Origin of the sequence: Advenella incenata, assembly GCF_004217095.1 — a bacterium.
Taxonomy (GTDB): domain Bacteria; phylum Pseudomonadota; class Gammaproteobacteria; order Burkholderiales; family Burkholderiaceae_B; genus Advenella; species Advenella incenata.
The window spans coordinates 1,981,500-2,005,267 of record NZ_SHKO01000001.1 but is presented as its reverse complement, the minus strand read 5'-3'; the positions used below and the strand labels follow the sequence as shown (position 1 = coordinate 2,005,267).

Genomic DNA, 23,768 nt, shown 5'->3' with positions numbered 1-23,768 from the left:
TCCGGAGACCTTATGTCACGAAAAACCCTTACCCAGTATCTGGTAGAGCAGCAGCGCAACAATAATGCCATCGAGGCAGAAGTGCGCCTGTTGGTAGAAGTAGTCTCACGCGCCTGCAAGGCCATCAGCCATGCTGTCAGCAAAGGTGCGCTGGGCGGCGTACTGGGAAGCCTGGAAAGCGAAAACGTTCAGGGCGAAGTGCAAAAAAAGCTTGACGTAATGTCAAATGAAATTCTGCTGGAGGCCAACGAATGGGGCGGCCATCTGGCGGGCATGGCGTCCGAAGAGATGGAAACCATCCATCACATTCCCAATCGCTATCCCAAGGGCGAATACCTGTTGTTGTTCGACCCCCTGGATGGCTCATCCAATATCGATGTGAATGTGTCCATCGGCACGATTTTCTCTGTGCTGAAGGCGCCGGCCGATATTTCAGGCCGCGAAGTGACCGAAAAGGATTTTCTGCAACCGGGCAGCCGGCAAGTTGTGGCCGGCTATGCGGTGTACGGTCCGCAAACCATGCTTGTGCTCACGATCGGCAATGGCGTGATGGGCTTTACGCTGGATCGCGAACTGGGCAGTTGGGTACTGACGCACGAGAATATGCGTGTTCCGGAAGATACCAAGGAATTTTCCATCAATATGTCCAATATGCGCCACTGGGCGCCACCGATGCGCCAGTACATCGAAGACTGCCTGGCAGGCACCACCGGACCGCTGGAAAAAGACTACAACATGCGCTGGATCGCCTCGATGGTAGCCGATGTACACCGTATCATGACACGCGGCGGCATTTTCATGTATCCCTGGGATGCGCGTGATCCGAAAAAACCGGGCAAGCTGCGCCTGATGTATGAGGCCAACCCGATGAGCTTTATCATCGAGCAGGCTGGCGGCATGGCCACCGACTCGGTCAACCGCATCATGGATATCCAGCCGACCGAGTTGCACCAGCGCGTAGGCGTGGTGCTGGGCTCCAAAAACGAAGTGGCCCGGGTTAAGGACTACTGCGCCGGATCGAAGTGATTTAACCGGATTGCATCTATTTCCTGCATGATCTGGCTGTCCAGCTTAAATCCGCTGACAGCCAGATTTTCTTTAAGCTGCTCCGTTGTCCGGACCCCGATAATGGTGCTGGCCACCTGCCATTTGGTATTACAGAACCCCAGCGCCAGCTGTACCGGTGTTAACTGATGCTTGCGGGCCAGCGCATTATATACACGCGCTGCCTCCAGCGAAGCCGGGCGGCCCCACCGTTGCTTGCGCACCGACTCGTACAGAGTGATCCTGGCCTCTTTGGGGGCCTGCTCGCCGGTCGTACCAGACTCATCATATTTTCCGGTCAGCAAGCCATAACCCAGTGGTGAATAGGCCAGCAGCGACACATCTTGATGATGGCACGTCTCGTCCAGTCCGTTTTCGTAGGAACGATTCAGCAAGCAGAACGGGTTTTGTATGGTGGCCACTCTGGGCAGATTTTCAGCCTGGGCAATACGGATGAACTCGCTGACCCCGTAAGGCGTTTCATTGGACAGGCCAACATAGCGGATTTTTCCCTCTCGCACCAGCCTGTCCATGGCCTGCAGTTGTTCTTCGATACTGCTTTGGTCAGGATTGGTTTTGTCCGGGTCGAAATAGCGATTGCCAAACGCCGGCACAGGCCGGGCTGGCCAGTGAATCTGATACAGGTCAATGTAATCGGTCTGCAGCCGTTTCAGACTCCCTTCGCAGGAACGAATGATATCGGCCGCTGTCAGACCTTCACCGTCGCGCACCCAGGGCATGCCGCGCGACGGCCCGGCAACCTTGCTGGCCAGAACGACTGTCTGGCGCACTTGCGGGCGGCGGCTGAACCAGTTGCCGATAATTGTCTCGGTCGCACCATAGGTTTGTTCACGAGTTGGCACGGCGTACATTTCGGCCGTATCCAGAAAATTGACACCCTGGTCAACAGCCAGGTCCATTATTTCAAATGCAATAGACTCGCTGACCTGCTCGCCGAACGTCATCGTGCCCAGGCAGATATCGGTCACCTCCAGATCACTTTTACCCAACTTTACTTTCTGCATAACCATCCTTCGCAATTAAGAGAACTTATCCGATTGTAATGCGACTTCGGTGCAGCAAAAATTTTGAACTTATAATCAGAATATCTATCTTCCAGCGAAAGCGACATGAATACGCCCCCCACCAGAGAAATCCACCAGGTTCTGACGCCGGAAACCATCCAGATGCTTGTGCTTATCGCGGAAAAAGGCAGTTTTGCCGCAGCCGCTCGCGAATTGAATCTGGTGCCCAGCGCCCTGACCTATCGCGTCAGGCAGGTTGAAGATGCGCTGGACGTCCTGCTGTTTGATCGCAAGTCCCGCCATGCGGCGCTCACGCCCGCAGGCAGGGAATTGATCGACGAAGGACGGCAGTTGCTGAACACGGTGGAACAGATTGCCCACCGCGTCAAGCGCATTGCCACCGGCTGGGAACCGCTGCTGACCATCAGCGCGGATACGATTGTGTCGCGCAAGGTGCTGTTTGAATTGTGTGAAAAATTTTTCGCACTCAATGTACCTACGCAATTGCGTATTCGCGAAGAGGTACTGGATGGCACCTGGGAAACCTTGATCGCCGGCCATTCGGATCTGGCCATTGGCGTGAGCAGCACTTTGCAAAGCTCGGATATTCTTTCGCTGCCGCTTAACAAAATTTCATTTGTGTTTGTCGTGTCGCCCCAGCATCCCCTTGCCACGGCACCGGAACCACTGGAGGAACAACTAATTGCCCAATACCAGTCTGTGGCGGCCGCAGATTCGGCAAGATATGCGCGCCGTATTTCCTATGGCGTGCAGGCGATGCAAAGAGTCTTTACCGTACCCAATCTGCATGCCAAGGTGCTGGCCCATCGAATGGGCCTGGGTTGCGGTTTTCTACCCTATTCTCACGCCAAGCCTTACCTGGAAACCGGTGAGCTGATTATCAAAAAAGTGGCCGCCTGCCCGCGAGTCGTACAAAGCAATTATGCATGGCGCAAACCTGCTCATGGCCGCGCTGTCGGCAAAGGCCTGCAATGGTGGCTGACCGAACTGGAGAGCGAAGCAACCCGTCAGGCGTTGATGGGCGATGAGTAAGAAAGAAAGCGGGCCTGGTTACCCCGGGCCCGCTGCCAGAAACCTGCCCCGCCTGATTCAGCCTTATACAGCTTAGTCCAGCGTAATAACTGTTGCGCCGGTCGTTTTACGTGAGGCCAGCGCCTGATGCGCTTCTCCCACGTCTTCCAGGCTGTAGCGCTGATCGATCTGCACCTTGATTTTCTTGCTGCGAATCATATCAAACAACTCATCGGAAGCGGCTTTGAGTTTTTCTGCGGTGTCTACGTGTGGGCCAAGGGTCGGCCGGGTTACGTACAAGGCACCCTTGCTGGCCAGAATGCCCAGATTGACGCCGGTAACCGCCCCCGATGCGTTGCCGAAACTGACCATCAGGCCACGCGGCTGCAGGCAGTCCAGAGAACGCTCCCAGGTATCTTTGCCCACGCCATCGTAGACCACCGGCACTTTCTTGCCGTTGGTCAGCGACAGCACGCGTTCGACCACGTCTTCCTTGCTGTAGTCGATGGTTGCCCATGCGCCGTGCGCCAGGGCAAGATCCGATTTTTCGGGACTGGAAACCGTACCGATCAGCTTTACACCCAGGGCCCGGGCCCACTGGCAGGCAATCAGGCCGACGCCCCCTGCTGCTGCGTGAAACAGAATCGTTTCATGTCCCTGTAACCGATATGTTTGCCGGAACAGATATTGCACGGTCAGCCCCTTGAGCATCACGGCCGCCGCTTCATCGAACGACAGAAAGTCCGGAATCTTAAGCACGTTGACAGCAGGCACATTGCGCAGTTCGGCATACGCACCGATAGGGCTTTGCCCGTATGCGACGCGATCGCCCTTTTTCAGATGCGTAACGCGGCTGCCGACGGCCTCGACGATACCGGCGGCTTCAAAACCCAGTCCGTGCGGCAGTGGCTGCGCATAAAGACCTGTTCGAAAATAAATATCGATAAAATTAAGGCCGATCGCCTTTTGCGCGATCTGCACTTCATTATCGGCCGGAGCGCCGACCTCTTCAGTAATCACTTTCATGACACTGACATCACCGTGTTCGCTGATCTCTACTTTTCTTGAAGACATTGCCACCCTACCCTCCTGAGTTTTCTATTAGCCACAATGGATGAAACAGATTAGTGTATTTAAGACGATACGCTGTATTAAATCAACGGAGTCAGTTAAAATAATTATTATGATACAGTCAAAATCTGCTTAGGCAGCAATTAAAATGAACAAAGGCATGCACCCCGTCTCTCCGGAAGTCGCCAAACAGGATCCTGCGCTCGAATCCAACGCGGTCAGCGAGGCTTGTGGCCCTTTTTACACCCACGCGGCGAACAATAAAGGGCTCAAGAACATCGGTTATCTGATCAAACTGAATTTTCATTCCATATCGCAAATGATTGAAGCTGAAATGGAACCCCTGGGCCTGACGGCCTCGCAATGGCACCCCATTGCCATTATCGGGATGGAAAAAGCCAATACCCCGGCCAGCGTCGCGCGCACTGCAGAGGTCGACACCGGGGCCATGACGCGTACCCTGGATCGCCTGGAAAAAAAAGGGTTTCTCAAACGCCGCCGCTCTACGAATGATCGTCGTGTCGTGGAACTGGAACTGACGGAAAAAGGCCATACGGTCACAGAAAAGCTGATGCCCGCTGTCTCGCGTGCCCTTAATGCCCACCTAAAGGGCTTTACCAACGAAGAAACGACGCTGCTTATCAGCTTTTTGCAACGAATGCAGCAAAATGGCAACACCGAGACCTACGAGCACCTGCTCAAAGAACTCGAAAATGATGAAGGCTGCGTCCTGTCCTGTAACAACAACCCGTCTGCGACCTGATTCATACATGGCCAGTAGCAGACGCAATGGGGACAGTCTCACGAATCGCAGCGGCACGGGCATGCTCCCGGCCGCGCATAGCGCGACGGCCTTCAAAGAAAAACATGCACTGTGTGAGAGGCTGCCAGTCCATGCATAAGCCAGTCAACTTAAGCCTATAACTTAAGCCCATCACTTAAAACCCATCATTTCCAGCTCGCCATTGCCAGACCCATCATTGGCGCCATGCTCAAAACGCCATGCCTGGCTAACGCAAGAGCCCATTCTGATGGGCACGCCGCGCAAGCGCGCCCAAAAGCAGGCGCCGCGCAGGACCGGCGGCGCCCTGCCGCCGATGACTTACCGTTTTTTACCGACCAGCGACCCCAGCACGCCGCGGATTAATTGCCGTGCAGCGCCGCGCACATAGCTTTTGGCCACTTGCTGGACCACGCCGTCGCGACGACCGCCGCGCGGACCGGTGGAACCGATCATCAAGTCCTTGACCATACCCAGAATCCCGTCATCTTGTCCGCCTGCTGCCGGTTTGGCTGACCCCTGTTCCGTATTTTTCTCGTCGGTTCGCTTGGCCAGCACTTCGAATGCAGACTCCCGATCGACCGTCTTATCGTATTTGCCCCCGAATTGCGACTGACTGCGTAACGCCTGGCGTTCGGCGTCGGTCGCTGGGCCGATGCGACTGGCTGGTGGCAAAACCCAGCCGCGCTGCGTAATGCCCGGGCTACCCTTGGCATCCAGAAAGGACAGCAGGGCCTCACCGACGCCCAGTTGCGCAATGGCCTGGGTAATATCCAGATCTGGATTGGGACGCATGGTTTCGGCCGCTGTTTTCACTGCGCGCTGATCCCGTGGCGTAAAGGCGCGCAGCGCATGCTGCACCCGGTTACCCAGTTGCCCCAGTACCGTATCGGGTATGTCCAGCGGGTTCTGGGTCACAAAAAACACGCCTACACCCTTGGAACGCACCAGCCGCACAATCTGCTCGATTTTCTGCAGCAGCGCCTCGGGGGCATCGGTAAACAGCAAATGGGCTTCGTCAAAGAAAAACACCAGGCGGGGTTTCTCCGGGTCGCCAATTTCCGGCAGCGCTTCGTATATCTCGGCCAGCAACCATAACAAAAATACCGCATACAGCTTGGGCGACTGCATCAGCTTGTCGGCTGCCAGGATATTGACAATGCCTTGACCGCTGGCATCGGTGCGAAGCAGATCATGGATATCGAGCATCGGTTCACCGAAAAAATGATCGGCGCCCTGCGACTCCAGTTGTAGCAATGCGCGCTGAATGGCGCCCACCGAAGCGGCTGACACGTTGCCATAGTTCTGCCGCAGTTCGCTGGCGCGGTCCGCCACGTTTTGCAGCATGGCCCGCAGGTCCTTGAGATCGAGCAGTAATTGCCCTTCATCATCGGCCACCTTGAACACCAGGTTCAACACGCCTGCCTGGGTATCGTTCAAATCCAGCATGCGGGAAAGCAACAGTGGCCCCATGTCTGAGATCGTGGCCCGTACCGGATGCCCCTGCTCGCCGAACACATCCCACAAGACGGTGGGCGCGGCCCCCCACTGCGGCGTTGGCAGGCCGTATTTCTGCAGGCGCTCCTGCAATTTGGGGCTGTCCGCACCGGCCTGGGAGATCCCGGTAAGGTCACCCTTGACGTCTGCCATGAATACCGGCGCTCCCAGGCGGGAAAACGACTGAGCCAGCACCTGAAGCGTGACCGTTTTGCCGGTGCCGGTCGCCCCCGTGATACAACCGTGACGATTGGCCATCTGTGGCAGGATGACGACATCTGTCTGACCACTTTTTGCAATAAGTACCGGATCTGCCATGAGTTTCCCTTTGTATCAATTAACGTGCTGATGACGCTTTCCAAACCCGGTTCAGTACCCGATGCACTATACCGGCGCCAGCTGCGCGATCAAGCGTGTACGATGAAGCCTGGAGGCGACGCGGCACTGCCGTGGAGCAGCCATCCCGCCCGAATGTCGGTAAAACGACGTAAACAAGCCGTATTCTATAAAAGTTTATGACTGTTCAGGGTAAAATTCTTTATTTTGCTACTTCAAGAGTTAATCAAACCATGGCAGGTCACAGTAAATGGGCAAATATCCAGCACCGCAAAGGTCGCCAGGATGCCAAGCGTGGAAAAATCTGGACAAAAATCATTCGTGAGGTCACGGTCGCCGCGCGTGCCGGCGGCCCCGACCCGGATACCAACCCGGCCTTGCGCCTGGCGTGGGACAAAGCCACTGCTGCCAATATGCCAAAAGACAACATCCAGCGCGCCATTACGCGCGGCGCTGGCGGGGCCGATGGCGAAAACTACGAATCCATACGCTATGAAGGCTATGGCATCAGCGGCGCTGCGGTCATCATCGACTGCATGACCGATAACCGGACCCGTACGGTATCCGATGTGCGCCATGCGCTCACCAAGCATGGCGGCAATCTGGGCCAGGACGGCTCAGTAGCCTTCATGTTCAAGCATTGCGGCCAGTTTATTTTCAGCCCCGACTACTCCGAAGACCAGATCATTGAAGTGGCGCTGGAAGCCGGCGCCGAAGATGTGGTGACCGACGAGGAAGGCCTGATCGAAGTGCTGTGCGAACCCCCGCTCTTTTCCGATGTGCGCGCCGCTTTTGAAAAAGCCGGCCTGAAACCGGAAATGGAAGGCGTCATCATGAAGCCGCTGAACGAAACGGAACTGACCGGCGACGACGCCAAAAAAATGCAAAAAATTCTTGATCAGCTCGAAAGCCTGGATGACGTGCAGGAGGTGTACACCACCGCGGTCTTCAATGAAACGGAAGAAGGATAAGACACCCCATGAAGGCACTTGTTATTGGTAACGGTGGCCGCGAACACGCCATCGCCTGGCGGCTTGCGCAGTCGCCACGTATTTCAACTGTATTTGTCGCTCCCGGCAATGGCGGCACTGCCACCGATCCGGCCCTGACCAGCCTGCCCATTTCCGATTTGCAGCAACTGGCGCAATTTGCGCTGGACGAACAGATCGCACTCACCGTAGTCGGCCCCGAAGCGCCGCTGGCCGCCGGTGCAGTAGACCTGTTTCGCAGCAAAGGCCTGGCGGTTTTCGGCCCCACCCAGGCTGCCGCGCAACTGGAAAGCTCCAAGGACTTTGCCAAAGCTTTCATGCTGCGACATCACATTCCCACGGCGGCCTATGCGACCTTTACCGACCCGCAAGCCGCGCATCAGTATGTACGTGATCAGGGTGCACCCATTGTGGTCAAAGCCGATGGGCTGGCTGCAGGCAAAGGCGTGGTTGTGGCGCAAACTGAAGATGAAGCGCATGCAGCCATCGACAGCATGCTGGGCGATGGCTCTCTGGGCAGCGCCGGCGCTCGCGTGGTGATCGAAGCCTGCCTGGAAGGCGAAGAGGCCAGTTTTATCGTTATGTGCGACGGCAGACACGTGTTGCCCATGGCCAGCAGCCAGGACCACAAGCGCCAGCTTGACGGCGACAAGGGTCCAAACACAGGCGGCATGGGTGCCTACTCGCCCGCTCCGGTTGTCAGCGAAGTACTGCATCAGCGCATCATGAACGAAGTCATATGGCCGACCATCAACGGCATGGCCAGCGACGGGATTGAATATACCGGCTTTCTGTATGCAGGCGTGATGATTGGCGACGGCCCGGACGCGACCCGCCCCATTAAAGTACTGGAATTCAACTGCCGCATGGGCGACCCGGAAACCCAGCCCATCATGATGCGCATCCGGAACGACTTTTCCGAAGTCGTGGAGCACGCCATCGCCGGCACGCTGGACCAGGCACAGATTGATTGGGATCCACGCACGGCCCTGGGCGTCGTCATGGCATCGCACAATTATCCAGGCACACCCCGTACGGGCGATGCTATTGCCAGCATCCCCGGCGCCAGTGCCGACTGCGTCACCTTTCATGCCGGCACCCGCCTGCAAGACGGTGTGCTGCAAACCTCGGGCGGTCGGGTGCTATGCGTGACGGCACTAGGCGACACGCCTGCGGCTGCCCGCGACATTGCCTATGCGGCCCTTGAGCAGATCCGTTTTGACGGCAGCCAGTACCGCAAGGATATCGGCTGGCGTGCCCTGAAGTCCGCATGAAAAAAATCGGACTCCTGGGCGGCAGCTTCAATCCGGTACATCTGGCCCACCTGGCCATGGCCAGGACAGCATTGCGCGCGTTGAATCTGGACGAGGTGCAGTTGATTCCTGCCGGCAATCCCTGGCAGAAACAGCCGCTACGGATCAGCGGCGCCCAGCGTCTGGAAATGCTGACGCTGGCGATTGCCGATGAACCCGGCATTGTGATCAACGATATTGAAATCAACCGGGAAGGGGCAACCTACACCATCGATACGCTGCGCAACCTGCCGCGCAACGCAAAATACTATTGGCTATTGGGCACCGACCAGCTCAACAATTTCTGCACCTGGCAGAACTGGCAGGAAATTACCGACTACGTCACGCTGACGGTGGCCTGGCGCACCGGTTACCCCTTGCATATCCCGCCGGAACTTGACACCCTGTTGCGACGCGACGGCAAGGGCCTGATTACCCTTCCCTTCAAGGCCATGGATGTGTCCTCAACCGAGATCCGCTCACGCATCCAGCAGGGGCAGGATGCCTCGGCGTTTGTTCCTGCGCCCGTTCTGGATTACATTAACACTCACGGACTTTACCGATAGCAGATTGTCTTGCTGCCCCTTACCCCGAAAACCGGAAAACCTTAATACCTATGAATATACAAAAATTGCAACGTCTGGTCATCAATGCGCTGGAGGACGTCAAAGCCCAGGATATCCGGGTGTTCAACACCAGCCATCTGACCAGCCTGTTTGACCGGGTCGTTATCGCCAGCGGTACTTCCAACCGCCAGACTCGTGCCCTGGCAAGCAGCGTTGTCAATGCAGCCCGAGCGCAAAAAATACCTATTATCGCCCTCGAAGGACAGGAATCCGGTGAATGGGTACTGGTCGATATCGGCGATATTGTCATCCATTGCATGCAACCGACCATTCGTCAATACTACAATCTGGAAGCGGTGTGGGGCGATAAGCCAGTTCGCGTCCGGCTGCTGGAGCAATCCAAGGGCCATGTCATGCAGGGCTTTGCCGATGATGAAGATGACAACATGGAAGAATAAAACGTCCTATGAAGCTCATTGTTATCGCTGTCGGCAACAGAATGCCCGATTGGGTCACTACCGCATGGAAAGACTATGCGAAACGGATGCCTGCCGATTGCACGATTGAGCTGCGGGAAATCAAGCCTGAACCCAGAACCTCCGGAAAAACGCCATCCCAAATGATGGAGGCAGAAGGCCGTCGCATTCAGGCCGCGCTCTCTGCTGACACGCTGGTCATTGCACTGGATGAACATGGTCGCGATCTGACCACGATGGACCTGTCACGGCAACTGGACGGCTGGCGCGGCAATAGCCAGGACGTCACCTTTCTGATCGGCGGCCCGGACGGGCTGGATGCAGACCTCAAAAAGCGTTGCGCCAGCCTCATCCGCCTGTCATCGCTGACATTGCCGCATCCGATGGTGCGCATCGTACTGGCCGAACAGCTGTATCGCGCCTGGGCTATTCTGACCAATCATCCCTATCATCGGGCCTGAACGCGCTGGTGCCGGCACAACCTATTCGATAATGACCGCATTGAACAACACTATATCGGGCTCCGGCCCTGCCCCGGCAGAATCTCTGCAGATGACGCAGGTGCTAACGCAACCCATTTTCCTGGCCTCGGCCAGCCCGCGTCGCCACCAATTACTCACCCAAATGGGCATCGTGCATGACATTCTGCAGGTGCCGGCGCCACCAGGCGAGGACGAGCCATTGCTACCCGGCGAACATCCTGCCAGCTATGTGAAACGCACCGCCAGAGAGAAGGCCGAGCGCGCCGTGGCGCACCTGCACAGCAGCGGCCTGTCGCCGCGCCCCATTCTGACTGCCGATACAACCGTGATGATGGGCCCGCTTCTTCTGGGAAAAGCCAATACCGACAATGACGTGCGCGATGCGCTAGCAGCCCTGTCCGGGCAGACGCACCAGGTGCATACCGCCATCGTACTGGCCTGGCGTGAGCGCCTGTACGAAGACGTATCGATTACAAGTGTGATAATGAAGCCCCTTACTGCCCACGAGATAGACTGGTATGTGCGCTCGGGCGAGGGCATCGGCAAGGCCGGCGCCTATGGTATACAGGGCCTGGCCTCCGCCTTTGTGGAATCGATCAGCGGCAGCTATAGCGGCGTCATGGGACTGCCGCTATTTGAAACCTGCCGGCTGCTGGGGCGTGCCTATTCAGCGTCGGACTGATTGTCCGGCGCCGCATTAATGAACGCCTCTTCCTTGTTGCAGGCGGCATCGATGCGAACAATCGTAGGATACGGATTCAGATCCAGTTTGAAACGGCGGGCATTGGCCACCTGCGGCACCAGGCAGAAATCAGCAATGGTAGGTGTATCGCCATGGCAGTAGACCCCGGTATCGATCGAAGACGCCAGCATTTTTTCGAGCGAATCAAACCCCTGACGGATCCAGTGCAGATACCACTCGTTTTTGACTTCGTCGGTTACACCCAGCTCACGCTTAAGGTACTTGAGCACCCGCAAGTTATTCAGCGGATGAATGTCACATGCAATAAACTGCGCCAGTGAACGCACGCGCGCCCTGCCCGCCTGCGTTGCAGGAAGAATGGGCACCTGCGGATACGCCTCTTCAAGATATTCCATAATGGCAATGGATTGCCCAATGCTCACATTCTGGTCGATAAAGGTGGGCACCAGGGCAGTTGGATTGAGTTCGCGGTAAGTTTGCGCCAGTTGCTGGCCGCCGTCACGAATAAGGTGCACAGGCACTGACTCGTATCCCAACTGCTTGACGTTCAGCGCAATTCTGACTCGATAGGCCGCTGAACTTCTGAAATACCCATATAGCTTCATCTGCATTATCTCCCTGCCTGTTGTTTGCGGGACAGTTCCTTTGGTAAGGGGAACGTCACGTTCTCTTTTGTTCCATCCATTCTGCGAACCGAAATGGCGCCCAACTCCTTCAACCGCTCAACCACCTCCTGAACCAATACTTCGGGAGCAGAGGCGCCGGCAGTAATGCCTATTTTTTTGGCATTTTGCACCCACTCAGGCCGAATAGCCTGGGCATTGTCGATCAGATATGCCTCGCAATCGAGCCGTTCAGCCACTTCACGCAACCGGTTCGAGTTGGAACTGTTGGTACTACCCACCACGAAAAACACATCGCAATCCGGCGCAAGCACCTTGACCGCATCCTGGCGGTTCTGGGTCGCATAGCAAATATCGCTTTTCTTGGGTTCGACAATGTTCGGAAATTTTGCCCTGAGCGCGTCGGCCACCCGCCTTGCGTCATCAATAGAAAGTGTCGTCTGGGTAACAAACGCCGTATTTTCGGGATTATCGACCTGCAATGCTGCCACATCCTCCGGGGTTTCCACCAGATGCATGCGACCGACTGCCTGCCCAAGCGTACCCTCCACTTCCGGATGCCCCTTGTGACCGATCATGACGATCTCAAGGCCCGCGGCGTGCATTTTTGCCACTTCGATGTGTACCTTGGTCACTAGCGGACAGGTTGCGTCGAAAATGCGCAGATCGCGCAATTGCGCTTCTGCACGCACTGCACGCGAGACGCCATGGGCGGAAAACACCACGATGGCGCCTGCCGGCGCCTGATCCAGCTCGTCAATAAAAATCGCGCCCTTGCTACGCAGGCTCTCGACCACAAATTTGTTATGCACGATTTCATGACGCACATAGATCGGCGCGCCATGCAGTTCCAGCGCACGCTCCACAATATCGATGGCGCGGTCGACCCCCGCGCAAAAGCCACGCGGTTCAGCCAGAATCACTTCGCTGTCTTGAGCCATTACAAAACTCCGAGCAATTTGACGTCGATACGCAAATCGACGCCTGCCAGTGGATGATTGAAATCAAAGTGCGCAGTGTCGTTATCCCACTCGCGGAAAATACCGGAATAACGCCCCCCGTTGGGCGCCGTAAACTCGACCATGTCGCCAGGCTCAAATTGCGCATCGGGGCCGGCGTCACGATCCAGCATCTGGCGGGTAACCCGCTGCAACAGTTCCGGATTGCGCTCTCCGTATGCCTGTTGCGCAGGCAAATCATAACTGAATGATTCACCTTCGGCATGGCCGATCAGTGGCGCTTCCATGGAAGGAGACCATTGCCCGGTGCTCAACTGCAGCGTGCCTGGCTTGCCGGTAAAGGTATCAATAAAGACCGACCCGGCGCCCGGCCCGGACATCAGCGTAATGCGATAGTGCAGGGTCAGGTAGGATTGGGCATGGACAATTGGATTCATGGACTGGGAATTCGCGGTCAAAATCTGTCACCGTAGTGCGTTTTTTGTAAAACCTCATTTTAACTGACAATGAACCCGTACACCGCCATTTACCCTGATTCTGCCAAGGACACCGCTCACTCTGCGCCAGCAATGCCTGATGACCAGTTGCGACCACGCGAAAAACTGCTGGCCCGGGGCGCCGCCGCGCTATCCAATACCGAATTGCTGGCCATTTTGCTGCGTACCGGCTCGGCCCAGATGAATATCATGCAATTTTCCCAATATGTGCTGGATCAGGCTGGCGGCCCGCGTAATCTGGTGCTAAGCAACTATGAATCCCTGAGAAAAATAAAAGGGCTGGGCGACGCCAAAATCTGCTCGTTTCTGGCCGCAGTCGAATTTGCCCGGCGCCATATGCAGGACACCTTGCAATTTCATACGGAACTGAACCGTCCGGCAGTGGTGCGCGATTTTTGCATCAGCCTGCTGTCACATGAAGTAGTGGAAAAATGCCTGTTGCTGCTGGTCAATACGCGCCATCAACTGATTCACCACGAAGAAGCCTCACGCGGCACGCTGAACCAGACGGCAGTCTATCCGCGCGAAATTGCCGCCACGGCGCTACGCCACAATGCCTGGGGCGTGATTCTGGCGCACAATCATCCTTCGGGGCTGGCTCAGCCCAGCCTGGCCGATATCCAGCTTACGCAGCAATTGCGACGCGGCCTAGCGCTGCTAGAGATTCGCCTGGTGGACCATATCATCGTCGCCGGTGCAACGGCCATTTCGCTGGCTGAACTGGGCAAGCTGTAAGCAATGACAACTGCTATACTGCCTATCAGCCCAGCGCGTTCTGGTTGTTTCAGCACATCGCCCTTCTCAGTTGACTCTGCAGGCCCCACATCATGAGTAACGAACAAATATGGGATATTTCCGCAGCCGTGGATGCGCAGTCCCCCGTCTTTCCGGGAGACACGCCGTACACCCAGAAATGGAGCTGGACCCTGTCCGCCGACTGCCCAGTCAATGTCAGTGAAATTACGCTCAGCCCGCATGTAGGTACCCATGCCGACGCACCCCTGCATTACGACAGCGATGGCCGTGCCGCAGGTCATTTGTCGCTCACGCCCTTTATGGGTCCATGCCGCGTCCTGCATATCTTGCGCGACGACGGCCTGATCTATCCCGACGATCTTGCAGGTGCCATGGCCGGGTGTCCGCCCCGGCTGCTGGTGCGCAGTTGCCAGCGGGCGCGCACCAGAGACTGGTCGGAAACCTTTGCCAGCTTTGCCCCAGAAACGCTGGATTTACTGCATCAGCATGGCATTGTTCTGATTGGCATCGACACGCCCAGCATTGATCCGGCCGCCAGCAAATCACTCGAGAGCCATCAGCGCATACGCCAGTACGACATGCGCGTACTGGAAAATCTGGTGCTGGATCTCGTTCCCGTGGGCGACTATGAACTGATCGCCCTGCCGCTCAAATGGACCAGCGCCGACGCCAGCCCAGTTAGAGCGGTATTGCGATCGCTATAATTGCAAGCATCATGATTACAAGTGTAATGAACCCTATTGCCGATAGACGTAACTCCCTTTACCAAAGCAGTAACACCATTGCCATAACCATAGTTGCAGACAATGTGACGATAATTGCGATTGCCATCTATCTGGAACCACAATGACCAACCGCGCTTTCTACGAAAATCTTGACACCATCGATCCGCTCAACCCTTTGCGCAGCGAATTTCACCTGCCGCCGGACACGATTTACCTGGACGGCAACTCATTGGGAATCATGCCCCTGGCCGCACCGGTCAGGGCCAAACAGGTCATGCTGCAGGAATGGGGTGATGACCTGATTGCCAGTTGGAACAAGGCCGACTGGATCAACCTGCCCATGCGACTGGGCAACAAAATTGCACCGCTGGTTGGCGCGGGGCAGGACGAGATTGTGGTGTGCGACTCCACTTCCCTGAATCTGTACAAAGTGCTATATAGCGCCATTCAGATCGCCCGCAAGCGCCATCCGGCCCGGCGAAAAATTGTCAGCGAAAAAACCAATTTTCCGACCGATCTTTATATTGCACAAAGTCTGTGCGCACAATTTGACATGTCGCTGGAGCTGGTCGACGGCAGGCAGATCGACTCGATCATCAATGATGATCTGGCTGTATTGTTGCTCACACACGTGAACTACCGCAGCGGTGCGATTTACGATATGGCGCAGATCACGAGTCAGGCACACGCCCACGACGCGCTGGTGATCTGGGATCTATGCCATTCTGCCGGTTCCGTTCCGGTCGACTTGAGCGGCTGCCAAGCCGATTTCGCAGTGGGATGTACTTATAAATTTCTCAATGGCGGCCCGGGCTCTCCCGCCTTTGTCTGGGTCCATCCGCAACATGTCGATCAGATCACTCAACCGCTGACCGGCTGGATGGGGCATGCAGCACCCTTTGCATTCGAGACGGATTATCAGCCGGCTACCGGCATCCGCAGTTATCTTTGCGGCACGCCCTCGATATTAGCCATGTCCGTGCTCGAGAGCAGCCTGGATGTATTTTTGAAAGCGCAGGGCTATGGCGGCATGCCGGCAATCTACAAAAAGGCACAGACACTGACCAGCCTGTTCATTCAACTGGTCGAAAAAGAATGTGCCGGGTATGGGCTGTCGCTCGTATCGCCACGCGATCCCGAAAAACGCGCCAGCCAGGTCAGCCTGACCCATCCCGAAGGTGCTTACGCTATTATCCAGGCATTGATTGCGCAGGGCGTAGTTGGCGACTATCGCGAACCCGGCGTGCTGCGTTTCGGCTTTACGCCACTATATCTGCGTTATACCGACGTGTGGGATGCAGTAATGCAATTGAAATCGGTATTGCAAAGCGAGGCCTGGCGGTCCGACGCATTTTCGGCAAAGCAGACAGTCACCTGACTCATTGCGCATATCGGGCGTTATCACAATTAACATAATGCCGGTCTCGCGCGCAGCATTGCTGTCTGCCTGGCCCTGCGCCGGGCAGGTATTTATTTGCCGCCGGACCGGCGATCAGGTTGGTGCATGCCGGCCGGTTGGGTAAACTGAAACGATAGCTGCAAAGTCCTGAACCGGTAACCGCAACGTTGCACACGCCCCTATGGACAATGTCAGGCCCAGACCTGGCATGCCGGCCTGTTCAAAGGAATCCAAGCATGAAAGAACCAACACCCCCCACCTCTGCAGAAGCAATGGCCAGTGAAAACGCCAAACTGGATTTCTCGCGCGATATGAGCTACGGTGATTACCTGCATCTGGATGAACTGCTGGGCGCGCAGCATCCGCTGTCCCCCGAACACAATGAAATGCTGTTCATCATCCAGCACCAGACCAGTGAACTGTGGATCAAGCTAATGCTGCACGAACTGAATGCGGCCATTGGCAGCCTGCGCAATGACCAGTTGAACCCGGCGTTCAAAATGCTGGCACGGGTCGGACGCATCATGGAGCAACTGGTTCATGCCTGGGACGTGCTGGCCACAATGACACCGCCGGAATATACCGCGTTGCGGCCGTGGCTGGCCGCCTCCAGCGGCTTTCAAAGCTTTCAGTATCGACAAATCGAATTTTTACTTGGCAACAAGAACGCCGCCATGCTCAGGCCCCATGAGCATCACCCGGATCGTTACGCGCAGGTATTGCAGGCCTATGAACAGCCATCGCTCTATGACGAGGCATTGCAACTGCTGGCGCGTCGCGGCATTGCGGTCCCCCGGGATCATCTTGAACGAGACTGGACCCAGCCTTATGCAGCCAGTGACGGCGTTATGGATGCCTGGCTGCAGGTATACCGAGAGCCCGAGCAGCACTGGGATCTGTACCAATTGGGCGAAAAACTAACCGATATCGAAGACGCCTTCCGCTTGTGGCGCTTTCGCCATGTCACCACCGTAGAGCGCATTATCGGCTTCAAGCGCGGCACCGGCGGCACATCGGGCGTTAACTATTTGCGCAAAATGCTGGATGTCGTTCTATTTCCCGAAATATGGACATTACGCACCCATCTGTAATTCGCAACGCCGGCCCCGACGGCACCGCGTATCGGCTCGAACGCGCGCTGCGCCACGCGCGGCTGCTCGACCCTGCCGCATGATTGATGCAATAAGCGTATCCCAGTGTGCTGCTAAGCCACGGTCATGTCGATGCATCATCGCCGATTACAAAAAACCCGGTATAGGCATTGTTATCGTTATCCAGCATCGGCTGGCTGTATCATCCCGAATTGCTGAATATATTCACGTTAATGGCGAGCAGTGCACGATCACCGCGACATTGTCATGATCGTGACAGTATTTTTTCGTCATTTTTTCTACAGTGCAACTTGTGCGCTTTTGCCATCACGCCCGGAGGTCCCATGCGCTGCGACGTCAACTTTATTTTTACCCCGACCCAGACTCTACAGGTTCAGCTTAATATGGAACCGACCGCGGCGCTTGCGGCGCAATCGCAGCAATGGCTGGTTGAAAAATGGGAAGAACTCGAATGCGAGCCGCTGCGCCCCAGTGGCAAAGTGCTGGTGCTAGACCGGATTATGGGCGTCACCGATGCCATGGGCTACGACTTTTTAGAAAACCACCCCGATCAGCGAGAATTGCTGGCGCGTCACTGCATCAATGCACTGGGCTCGCCCAGCATTACCGTCGATTTACCAGGGCTGACAGTCAACGCTTGAGCTGGACACGGGGCAAGCTGCCTGTCGTTGCTGGTTGCAGACAGACAATGGGCCGGCGTCAATCGCTGGAAACCAGCCAGCAGACCCACCCGAAAACGCCTGGGCAACAGGGTGGACCATACGCCGATAAAACGCCCGTTCCAACGAAAACAGCCGCAGGATCCTTAGCTGTTCGTGAAAAAATGGCATCCGCCTGTCGTTTTTTCACCGAATATGCTATGTATTCAATGACTTCTGTGCTAGAATACCGGATTAAATTTTTGGATACGTTGCTTTTTGCACCTGTTATTTGGACAGCGGCACAAGGCTGGCGACCCGTCAAACCCTCAGGACTTAATCATGAAAGATAGTATTCACCCAGAATACCGCGAAGTCGTGTTTCTGGACCAGCAAACTGGTTCAAAAATCATCAGCCGCTCTACGCTGAACTCACGCGAAACCATCGAACTGGATGGCAAAACCTACCCACTTTTCAAATGTGATGTGACTGCCGAGTCCCATCCTTTCTATACTGGTGCGCAAACGCGTATCGTTGAAACAGGTCGCGTTGAGAAATTCCGCGCCCGGTTCGCCACCACTGCCGGCACACGCAAAAAAGCTTCCTAATTTCAGTGCACCGGGCCCGCGGCAACATCGGGGTTCGACAAGCACTGCCATTAGCCAACTTGCGTGGGCCAGCTCGCATTAGCCAGCTTACATTGGGCATAAACTGAACAGCGCATACCGCTCAGTTTATGCCCAATGTGCTTTTGGCTTTTGGCTTTTGGCTTTTGGCTTTTGGCTTTTGGCTTTTACCATTATCATTCCCTTGCTGTTTTTTCCTGCCTGCACTGCCCTATAAAGCTTGCGCCTTTAGCTTGTACCTGTATTTAGCTTGTGTCTTAATTAATTATTCAGTATTAATAATGCCATAGTCAGGTTTTAGCTTTCTCCCTCCAGCCCCCCCCTTCCGCGCAGGTTTTCGCTTTTCTCCATCCGCATTCGCCTTGCTGCCAGCCCGGCGCCCCGTCATAGCCATTCTGCCAATATAGCGCCCTGGCCAAGATCATACTGGCGCTCCACGACCCCACCAACCTCACATTGCTCGCCGCAGTAGCCCCCCCCCTTTGCATGCGCTAAGAAACATGGGCGTGACGTTCAATCGCGCCCCAGCCCAATCCGGATTGAGCCCACAGCGTGCCACAGCCTCTTGCGCCCTGTCATCGCAGCACCGCGGTGTTAACAGAAGCGCCGTGACATACTTTTGTAGCCCTGGCGGGAAACAAAAACATCAGCAGGGTTTTTAGCCCGGCTTTTTCAGCTAAAATGCGGGGAATCCATTAGTTGTACATCCAATACTTATACATGCAACGCACCACGCCCTCCCGCCTGACCGAAATCGCCACCCGCAAACTTTCCCGCACAGCATTGCTGGTGGTCGGCGTGCTGTATATTTTTGCCGGGCTGTTCTATCGCGATCCATGGAAAACGGATGACCTGACCGGCCTTGCCACCATGCTGACCGCATTTCGCGGACAGGAGCATGCCTGGTTGCTGCCGCAGATCGGCAATTACGCCTATGCCCAGGAAGGTCCGCTACTGACCTGGATAGGAACACTATTCATTCAGGTATTCAGCCCTGTCTTTATGCTATTCCAGGCGCCGCTGGAAGCGCAGATCACCGCCGCCCGCCTGCCCATCTTCATTTATTTTTTCGTGATCATCTGGGCGACGTGGTACGGAACCTACCTTCTGGCACGGCGCAAGGAATGCCAGCCGCTGGCGCTGCCATTTGGCGGAGAACCCAACCCCCAGGACTACGGCAGGATGATTGCCGACGCTGCGGTGCTGTTTATCATCGCGACGATCGGCATCGTCATCCGCATGCACGAGACCTCCAATTTCCCCTTGATCATGATGTGCCAGGCCGTGGCGTTCTACGGTATGGCGCGCATGCTTGATCACCCCGTGCAGGGGAGCACGCTGGCCGGCCTTGGCCTGGGTGCCGCTTTTCTGACGCGCGGCGCAATCGGCGGCGTCCCCGTGTTGCTAGCCTTGATCGCGCTATTATTTTTTCGCAACTTCGGCCGGCAACAAAAGCTGTGGCTCCTATGGAGCGTCGCATTGGCCGCCGCCTGCTGCCTGGTCTGGCTGGCTGCTGCCAACAATACCAGCAGTTACTGGGCCAATAGTTACATTTTCTGGAACAACTCGCTATTCAGCCTGCCCTCGCCCACCGAGATTTTTTCCACACTACGCGACCTATCTTGGTTCCTGTGGCCGACCTGGCCATTTATGATTATTGCCTTGTGGAACTGGCGCAAATGGATGGATGCGCCGCATATCTTCATTCCCGCATTGTTGCTCGGCGCAGCCGTACTCACGGTTGTTTTTCAGAAAGACGCGTTCGAATCCGAGTATGCCATGCTTGCCGTGCCATGCGCGATTCTTGCCTCGCTGTCATTGCCAACCCTGCGTCGTTCATTCGTCAACACGCTCGACTGGTTCTCGATCATGATCATGTCGCTGGCCATGGTCGCCACCTGGCTGGGCTGGGTCGCGCTCAATTTTGGCTGGCCCCCGAAAATCCACCACAATATCACGCGGCTGTTGACCGGTTTTGAGCCCCATATCTCCGCGATTACGCTAATTCTGGCCCTCGTAGTCTGCCTGGCCTGGATCTGGACGGTGTCCTGGCGCCTGCGCAGCAACCCTGCCGTCCTCTGGCGCGGCATCGTTTTGTCGGCAACCGGCCTGACCCTCACCTGGATGCTGCTGGCGTTGTTGTGGCTGCCATCGATCAATTACAACCGCAGTTATAAAGCGGTATCCGAAGAACTGGCTACGGTCATTGACGAAAACAATATCCCGGCCGACTGCATTCGCCAGCATGGCGTGGGCCTGGGGCAGCGCGCCGCCTTCTATGTGTTCGAGGGACTACAGTTTTCCTTCGATGCCCAGTGTCAATATGTATTGCTGCAGACGACTTTTGAAAAAATAGAGGACGAGGCCGAGCCTTACCCGGATAATGCGACACTGATCTGGCAGGGAAAACGCCGTCCCGACCGACATGAAGTCTTTCGCCTGATTCAGCTGCCTGCCAGATAACCGACCATGTCATTACGCCCCAACCTGACGGACGGACATGGCCCTGTTCGCAAGATTGTGCGCCTGGCCTGGCCGATGCTGATCAGCCAGTGGGCGGGGATCGCTTTCGCCGTTCTGGACAGCACCATGCTTGGCCATACCAATCCGGTGTCACTGCAGGCCATGGCGCTCTCGGTATCGATTTTCATGACGATCCATATCGGGTTGATGGGTGTCGTTCATGCGCTGGTGCCCATTTGCGCGCAACTGTTCGGCGCCCAGCGACACGCCGAAATCGGCCGCTTCATTGGCCAGGGGATCTGGCTCTCACTGTTTCTATCCGCGCTGGGCGGCTCCCTGCTCCTGTTTCCTGATATATGGCTCAGTTTCTCGGGCGATTTGCCCTTGCAGGTCCGGCAGGAAGTGGCTGTTTACCTGCGCATTTGCTGCATTGCGCTGCCGGCGGCATTGATGTTCCGCTGCGTCTATGCCCTTGCGACCGCAGTACAGCGCCCGCGCCTGCTGATGTATGTCAGCCTGGCTTCCGTACTGGTCAAACTGCTTTTTAACTGGCTGCTTATTTTCGGATACGGCGGCTTTCCTGCCCTGGGCAGCGCCGGCGCCGCCACCTCTACCGCCATTGTGTCCTGGCTCGCGCTAACAGTGGGCATCGTGGCTATCCTGCGCGAGCCGTTCTACAGGCAGTTTCAACTCAGGCTGGGCAAACCAGCCTGGCCGGCGCAAAAAGAAATTTTGCAACTGGGCCTGCCTATGGGAGGCTCTTATCTGGCTGAAGTCAGTTCCTTTACCTTTATGGCTTTACTGGCAGCACGCGAGGGTACCTTTGTCTCCGGGGGACACCAGATCCTGGCCAATCTGGTCTCATTGCTGTATATGTTCCCCCTGGCCATCGGCATTGCCACCTCATCGCTGGTGGCACAGTCCCTGGGAGCACAGCAATCTGAACAGGCCAGGCGTCTGGCACGCATCGGCATCGGGCTGGGCCTGACCGGCGTCGCACTGAGCCTGTTGGTGGTCATGGCGGCCAGGCCACAGATCATTCAGATCTACACCTCCGATCCGGCGATCGCTGCCATGGCCTACGCATTGCTGACAATACTTCCCCTGTTGCATACCAGCGATGCGTTACAATGCATGCTCTCCTATATATTGCGAGCGCACAAAATAGCGACCATGCCATTTTTGATTCAGACCGGATCACTCTTTGGTATTGGCCTACTGGGCGGCTGGTATTTCGGTTTCGGCCCAGGCTACCGCCTGCTGGACGGCCTTGCCGCAGTGCTCACACCGGGCGCTCCGCCAGGCGTAGCCTCTCTGTGGATCATGTGCAGTTTCAGCATGCTGCTCTGCGCCATCACACTTGCCATTTGGTACTGGAAGTCAGTCAATGTCCAAAAACGATAGCGTGCACAACACGAAGTCAAAATCAATCGATAAAAAGGTACCCCTCTGGTTGTGGCTGTTGGGTCTGATGACCGCCATCGGCCCGCTTACCATTGATATGTATCTGCCCTCTTTTCCTGCAATTTCTGCTGATTTGCAGGTCCCGCAACACCGGGTCGAACTGACCGTGTCCACGTATCTGCTGGGACTGGCGCTATCACAGTTGTTTTATGGTCCGATCGCCGACCGCTACGGGCGGAAAAAACCGTTACTGGGCGGCCTGATGATTTACATGCTGGCCACCATTGGCTGCGCACTGGCAAGCAGCGTCGAGTATTTGCTATTTTTCCGCTGCATCCAGGCCTGCGGCGCTGCTGCTGCCATGGTAATCCCGCGCGCCGTCATTCGCGACCAGCTCAATACCCGGGATTCAGCCATGGCCATGTCCATGATGATGCTGATCATGGGTGTTGCACCCATTTTGGCACCGCTGATGGGTGGCTACCTGTCACCGGTCACGGGCTGGCGCGGCCTGTTTGCCGTGATGTTGTTCTATAGCGCCATCATGTTCGTTCTGGCGATTTTCCGACTAAGGGAAACCATGCCACCGGAGAAGGCAGTACCGCTGCATTTGCGCACCATCGCAAAAAACTATGCCAGCCTGCTGCGCGATCGCAATTACATGGGCTTCTCGCTGGCCGGCGGCATTGGCATGTCGGGCCTGTTTGCCTATATTTCGGTCTCTCCGACTGTTTTTATTAATATGTATGGCGTGCCGCAACAGCATTTTGGTCTGTTTTTTGGCTTGAATGCATTCGGTCTGATTGTCGGCTCCCAGATCGGCGCCCGCCTGCTGCGCGTTCACTCGCCCCTGGGCATTTTGCGCACCGCCCTCACCTGCGGGTGCCTCAGCATTCTTATTGGCCTTGGACTGGCCCTGGCCGGCATGCTAAACCTCACATTGCTCACGCTCACGCTACTGGGCTTTACTACCAGCCTGGGCTTTATTTTGCCCAACGCAACGGCATTGGCACTAAGGGACCAGGGACATCGATTGGGTGTTGCCTCTGCGTTAATGGGCTGCCTGCAGTTTCTGTTCGGCACCCTCAGCAGCAGTATCGTCAGCAGCAGCCTGGCCGACTCTCCCGTGCCGCTTTTCGTCGGTCTGGCCATTTGCACCGTGCTGGCACTGCTGTGTGGCAAGGTGCTGGCCAAGCCGGCAGATCGCTATTTTGGCGGCTGAACCGCGCCGTAGTCGCAAAATCGGTACGCAGCGTGGGCACAATCCCACG

Annotated in this window: 24 protein-coding genes; 18 read left to right on the top strand and 6 right to left on the bottom strand. The window is 56.2% G+C overall.

Annotated elements, in window-relative coordinates:
- The first annotated feature begins 12 nt into the window (after positions 1-12).
- Positions 13-1,026: a class 1 fructose-bisphosphatase gene (locus EV681_RS09055; protein WP_128394421.1), complete on the top strand. Its 1,014-nt coding sequence runs from the start codon at positions 13-15 to the stop codon at positions 1,024-1,026.
- On the opposite strand, the gene EV681_RS09050 is transcribed toward EV681_RS09055, so the two are convergent.
- Positions 1,005-2,069: an aldo/keto reductase gene (locus tag EV681_RS09050; RefSeq protein ID WP_130303764.1), complete on the bottom strand. Its 1,065-nt coding sequence runs from the start codon at positions 2,067-2,069 to the stop codon at positions 1,005-1,007. The two genes, EV681_RS09055 and EV681_RS09050, sit on opposite strands and share 22 nt — an antisense overlap.
- Before the next feature lie 105 nt (positions 2,070-2,174).
- On the opposite strand from EV681_RS09050, the gene EV681_RS09045 reads away from it, so the two are divergent.
- Entirely contained in the window at positions 2,175-3,122 is a 948-nt protein-coding gene (locus EV681_RS09045; protein ID WP_128394423.1) for a LysR family transcriptional regulator, read from the top strand.
- A gap of 72 nt (positions 3,123-3,194) precedes the next feature.
- On the opposite strand, the gene EV681_RS09040 is transcribed toward EV681_RS09045, so the two are convergent.
- The gene (locus EV681_RS09040) at positions 3,195-4,175 is read right to left on the bottom strand and encodes a quinone oxidoreductase family protein (protein ID WP_128394424.1); all 981 of its coding nucleotides are present in this window, start codon (positions 4,173-4,175) and stop codon (positions 3,195-3,197) included.
- A 145-nt stretch (positions 4,176-4,320) separates the two neighbouring features.
- Here EV681_RS09040 and EV681_RS09035 point away from each other — a divergent pair, with 145 nt between their 5' ends.
- Positions 4,321-4,935: a MarR family winged helix-turn-helix transcriptional regulator gene (locus EV681_RS09035; protein WP_242612177.1), complete on the top strand. Its 615-nt coding sequence runs from the start codon at positions 4,321-4,323 to the stop codon at positions 4,933-4,935.
- A gap of 339 nt (positions 4,936-5,274) precedes the next feature.
- Here the strand turns inward: EV681_RS09035 and EV681_RS09030 are convergent, their stop codons facing one another.
- Positions 5,275-6,768 carry a helicase HerA-like domain-containing protein gene (locus EV681_RS09030; RefSeq protein WP_130303763.1) on the bottom strand — a complete coding sequence of 498 codons (1,494 nt, stop codon included), beginning with the start codon at positions 6,766-6,768 and terminating at the stop codon, positions 5,275-5,277.
- 251 nt (positions 6,769-7,019) lie between these two features.
- Between EV681_RS09030 and EV681_RS09025 the strand changes: the two genes are divergently transcribed.
- The 6 genes from EV681_RS09025 to EV681_RS09000 all read left to right on the top strand — a co-directional run bounded on the left by EV681_RS09025 (position 7,020) and on the right by EV681_RS09000 (position 11,273).
- A complete protein-coding gene (locus EV681_RS09025; RefSeq protein ID WP_128394426.1) occupies positions 7,020-7,757 on the top strand; it encodes a YebC/PmpR family DNA-binding transcriptional regulator in 738 nt (245 codons plus the stop codon).
- 8 nt (positions 7,758-7,765) lie between these two features.
- Positions 7,766-9,049 carry a phosphoribosylamine--glycine ligase gene (purD, locus tag EV681_RS09020; protein ID WP_128394427.1) on the top strand — a complete coding sequence of 428 codons (1,284 nt, stop codon included), beginning with the start codon at positions 7,766-7,768 and terminating at the stop codon, positions 9,047-9,049.
- Positions 9,046-9,633 carry a nicotinate-nucleotide adenylyltransferase gene (gene nadD, locus EV681_RS09015; RefSeq protein ID WP_130303762.1) on the top strand — a complete coding sequence of 196 codons (588 nt, stop codon included), beginning with the start codon at positions 9,046-9,048 and terminating at the stop codon, positions 9,631-9,633. Before purD ends, nadD begins: the two co-directional genes overlap by 4 nt.
- Positions 9,634-9,683: 50 nt before the next feature.
- Positions 9,684-10,091, top strand: a complete 408-nt coding sequence (gene rsfS, locus EV681_RS09010) for a ribosome silencing factor (protein WP_128394429.1) — start codon at positions 9,684-9,686, stop codon at positions 10,089-10,091.
- A gap of 8 nt (positions 10,092-10,099) precedes the next feature.
- Positions 10,100-10,570 carry a 23S rRNA (pseudouridine(1915)-N(3))-methyltransferase RlmH gene (rlmH, locus tag EV681_RS09005; RefSeq protein WP_130303761.1) on the top strand — a complete coding sequence of 157 codons (471 nt, stop codon included), beginning with the start codon at positions 10,100-10,102 and terminating at the stop codon, positions 10,568-10,570.
- Positions 10,571-10,661: 91 nt separating this feature from the next.
- Entirely contained in the window at positions 10,662-11,273 is a 612-nt protein-coding gene (locus EV681_RS09000; RefSeq protein ID WP_165393029.1) for a Maf family protein, read from the top strand.
- On the opposite strand, the gene maiA is transcribed toward EV681_RS09000, so the two are convergent.
- From maiA to EV681_RS08985, 3 genes are read right to left on the bottom strand one after another with little or no spacing between them, the layout of a single operon-like run.
- Positions 11,255-11,899: a maleylacetoacetate isomerase gene (gene maiA / locus EV681_RS08995; protein ID WP_128394585.1), complete on the bottom strand. Its 645-nt coding sequence runs from the start codon at positions 11,897-11,899 to the stop codon at positions 11,255-11,257. The two genes, EV681_RS09000 and maiA, sit on opposite strands and share 19 nt — an antisense overlap.
- Before the next feature lie 5 nt (positions 11,900-11,904).
- Positions 11,905-12,858, bottom strand: coding sequence for a 4-hydroxy-3-methylbut-2-enyl diphosphate reductase (gene ispH / locus EV681_RS08990; protein WP_130303760.1), 954 nt, complete (start codon positions 12,856-12,858; stop codon positions 11,905-11,907).
- A complete protein-coding gene (locus tag EV681_RS08985) occupies positions 12,858-13,313 on the bottom strand; it encodes an FKBP-type peptidyl-prolyl cis-trans isomerase (RefSeq protein WP_128394587.1) in 456 nt (151 codons plus the stop codon). The genes ispH and EV681_RS08985 overlap by 1 nt, the downstream gene beginning before the upstream one ends.
- A 69-nt stretch (positions 13,314-13,382) precedes the next feature.
- Between EV681_RS08985 and radC the strand changes: the two genes are divergently transcribed.
- The 9 genes from radC (at position 13,383) to EV681_RS08940 (ending at position 23,719) form a co-directional block, all read left to right on the top strand.
- Positions 13,383-14,108 (top strand): RadC family protein, encoded by a 726-nt coding sequence (gene radC, locus EV681_RS08980; RefSeq protein WP_242612176.1) that lies wholly within the window; start codon positions 13,383-13,385, stop codon positions 14,106-14,108.
- A 92-nt stretch (positions 14,109-14,200) separates the two neighbouring features.
- Positions 14,201-14,833, top strand: a complete 633-nt coding sequence (kynB, locus tag EV681_RS08975) for an arylformamidase (protein WP_128394432.1) — start codon at positions 14,201-14,203, stop codon at positions 14,831-14,833.
- A 142-nt stretch (positions 14,834-14,975) separates the two neighbouring features.
- A complete protein-coding gene (gene kynU, locus EV681_RS08970) occupies positions 14,976-16,232 on the top strand; it encodes a kynureninase (RefSeq protein WP_130303759.1) in 1,257 nt (418 codons plus the stop codon).
- A gap of 257 nt (positions 16,233-16,489) precedes the next feature.
- Complete coding sequence (kynA, locus tag EV681_RS08965; protein ID WP_130303758.1) at positions 16,490-17,344, top strand: tryptophan 2,3-dioxygenase; 855 nt, start codon at positions 16,490-16,492, stop codon at positions 17,342-17,344.
- A gap of 404 nt (positions 17,345-17,748) precedes the next feature.
- Positions 17,749-18,006: a hypothetical protein gene (locus EV681_RS08960; protein WP_242612175.1), complete on the top strand. Its 258-nt coding sequence runs from the start codon at positions 17,749-17,751 to the stop codon at positions 18,004-18,006.
- A 339-nt stretch (positions 18,007-18,345) separates the two neighbouring features.
- A complete protein-coding gene (locus EV681_RS08955; protein WP_014750401.1) occupies positions 18,346-18,612 on the top strand; it encodes a type B 50S ribosomal protein L31 in 267 nt (88 codons plus the stop codon).
- A gap of 738 nt (positions 18,613-19,350) precedes the next feature.
- Positions 19,351-21,093, top strand: a complete 1,743-nt coding sequence (locus tag EV681_RS08950; protein WP_128394436.1) for an ArnT family glycosyltransferase — start codon at positions 19,351-19,353, stop codon at positions 21,091-21,093.
- Between the two features lie 6 nt (positions 21,094-21,099).
- Complete coding sequence (locus EV681_RS08945; RefSeq protein WP_128394437.1) at positions 21,100-22,497, top strand: MATE family efflux transporter; 1,398 nt, start codon at positions 21,100-21,102, stop codon at positions 22,495-22,497.
- Positions 22,481-23,719: a Bcr/CflA family multidrug efflux MFS transporter gene (locus EV681_RS08940; RefSeq protein ID WP_128394438.1), complete on the top strand. Its 1,239-nt coding sequence runs from the start codon at positions 22,481-22,483 to the stop codon at positions 23,717-23,719. The genes EV681_RS08945 and EV681_RS08940 overlap by 17 nt, the downstream gene beginning before the upstream one ends.
- The last annotated feature ends 49 nt before the right edge of the window (positions 23,720-23,768 follow it).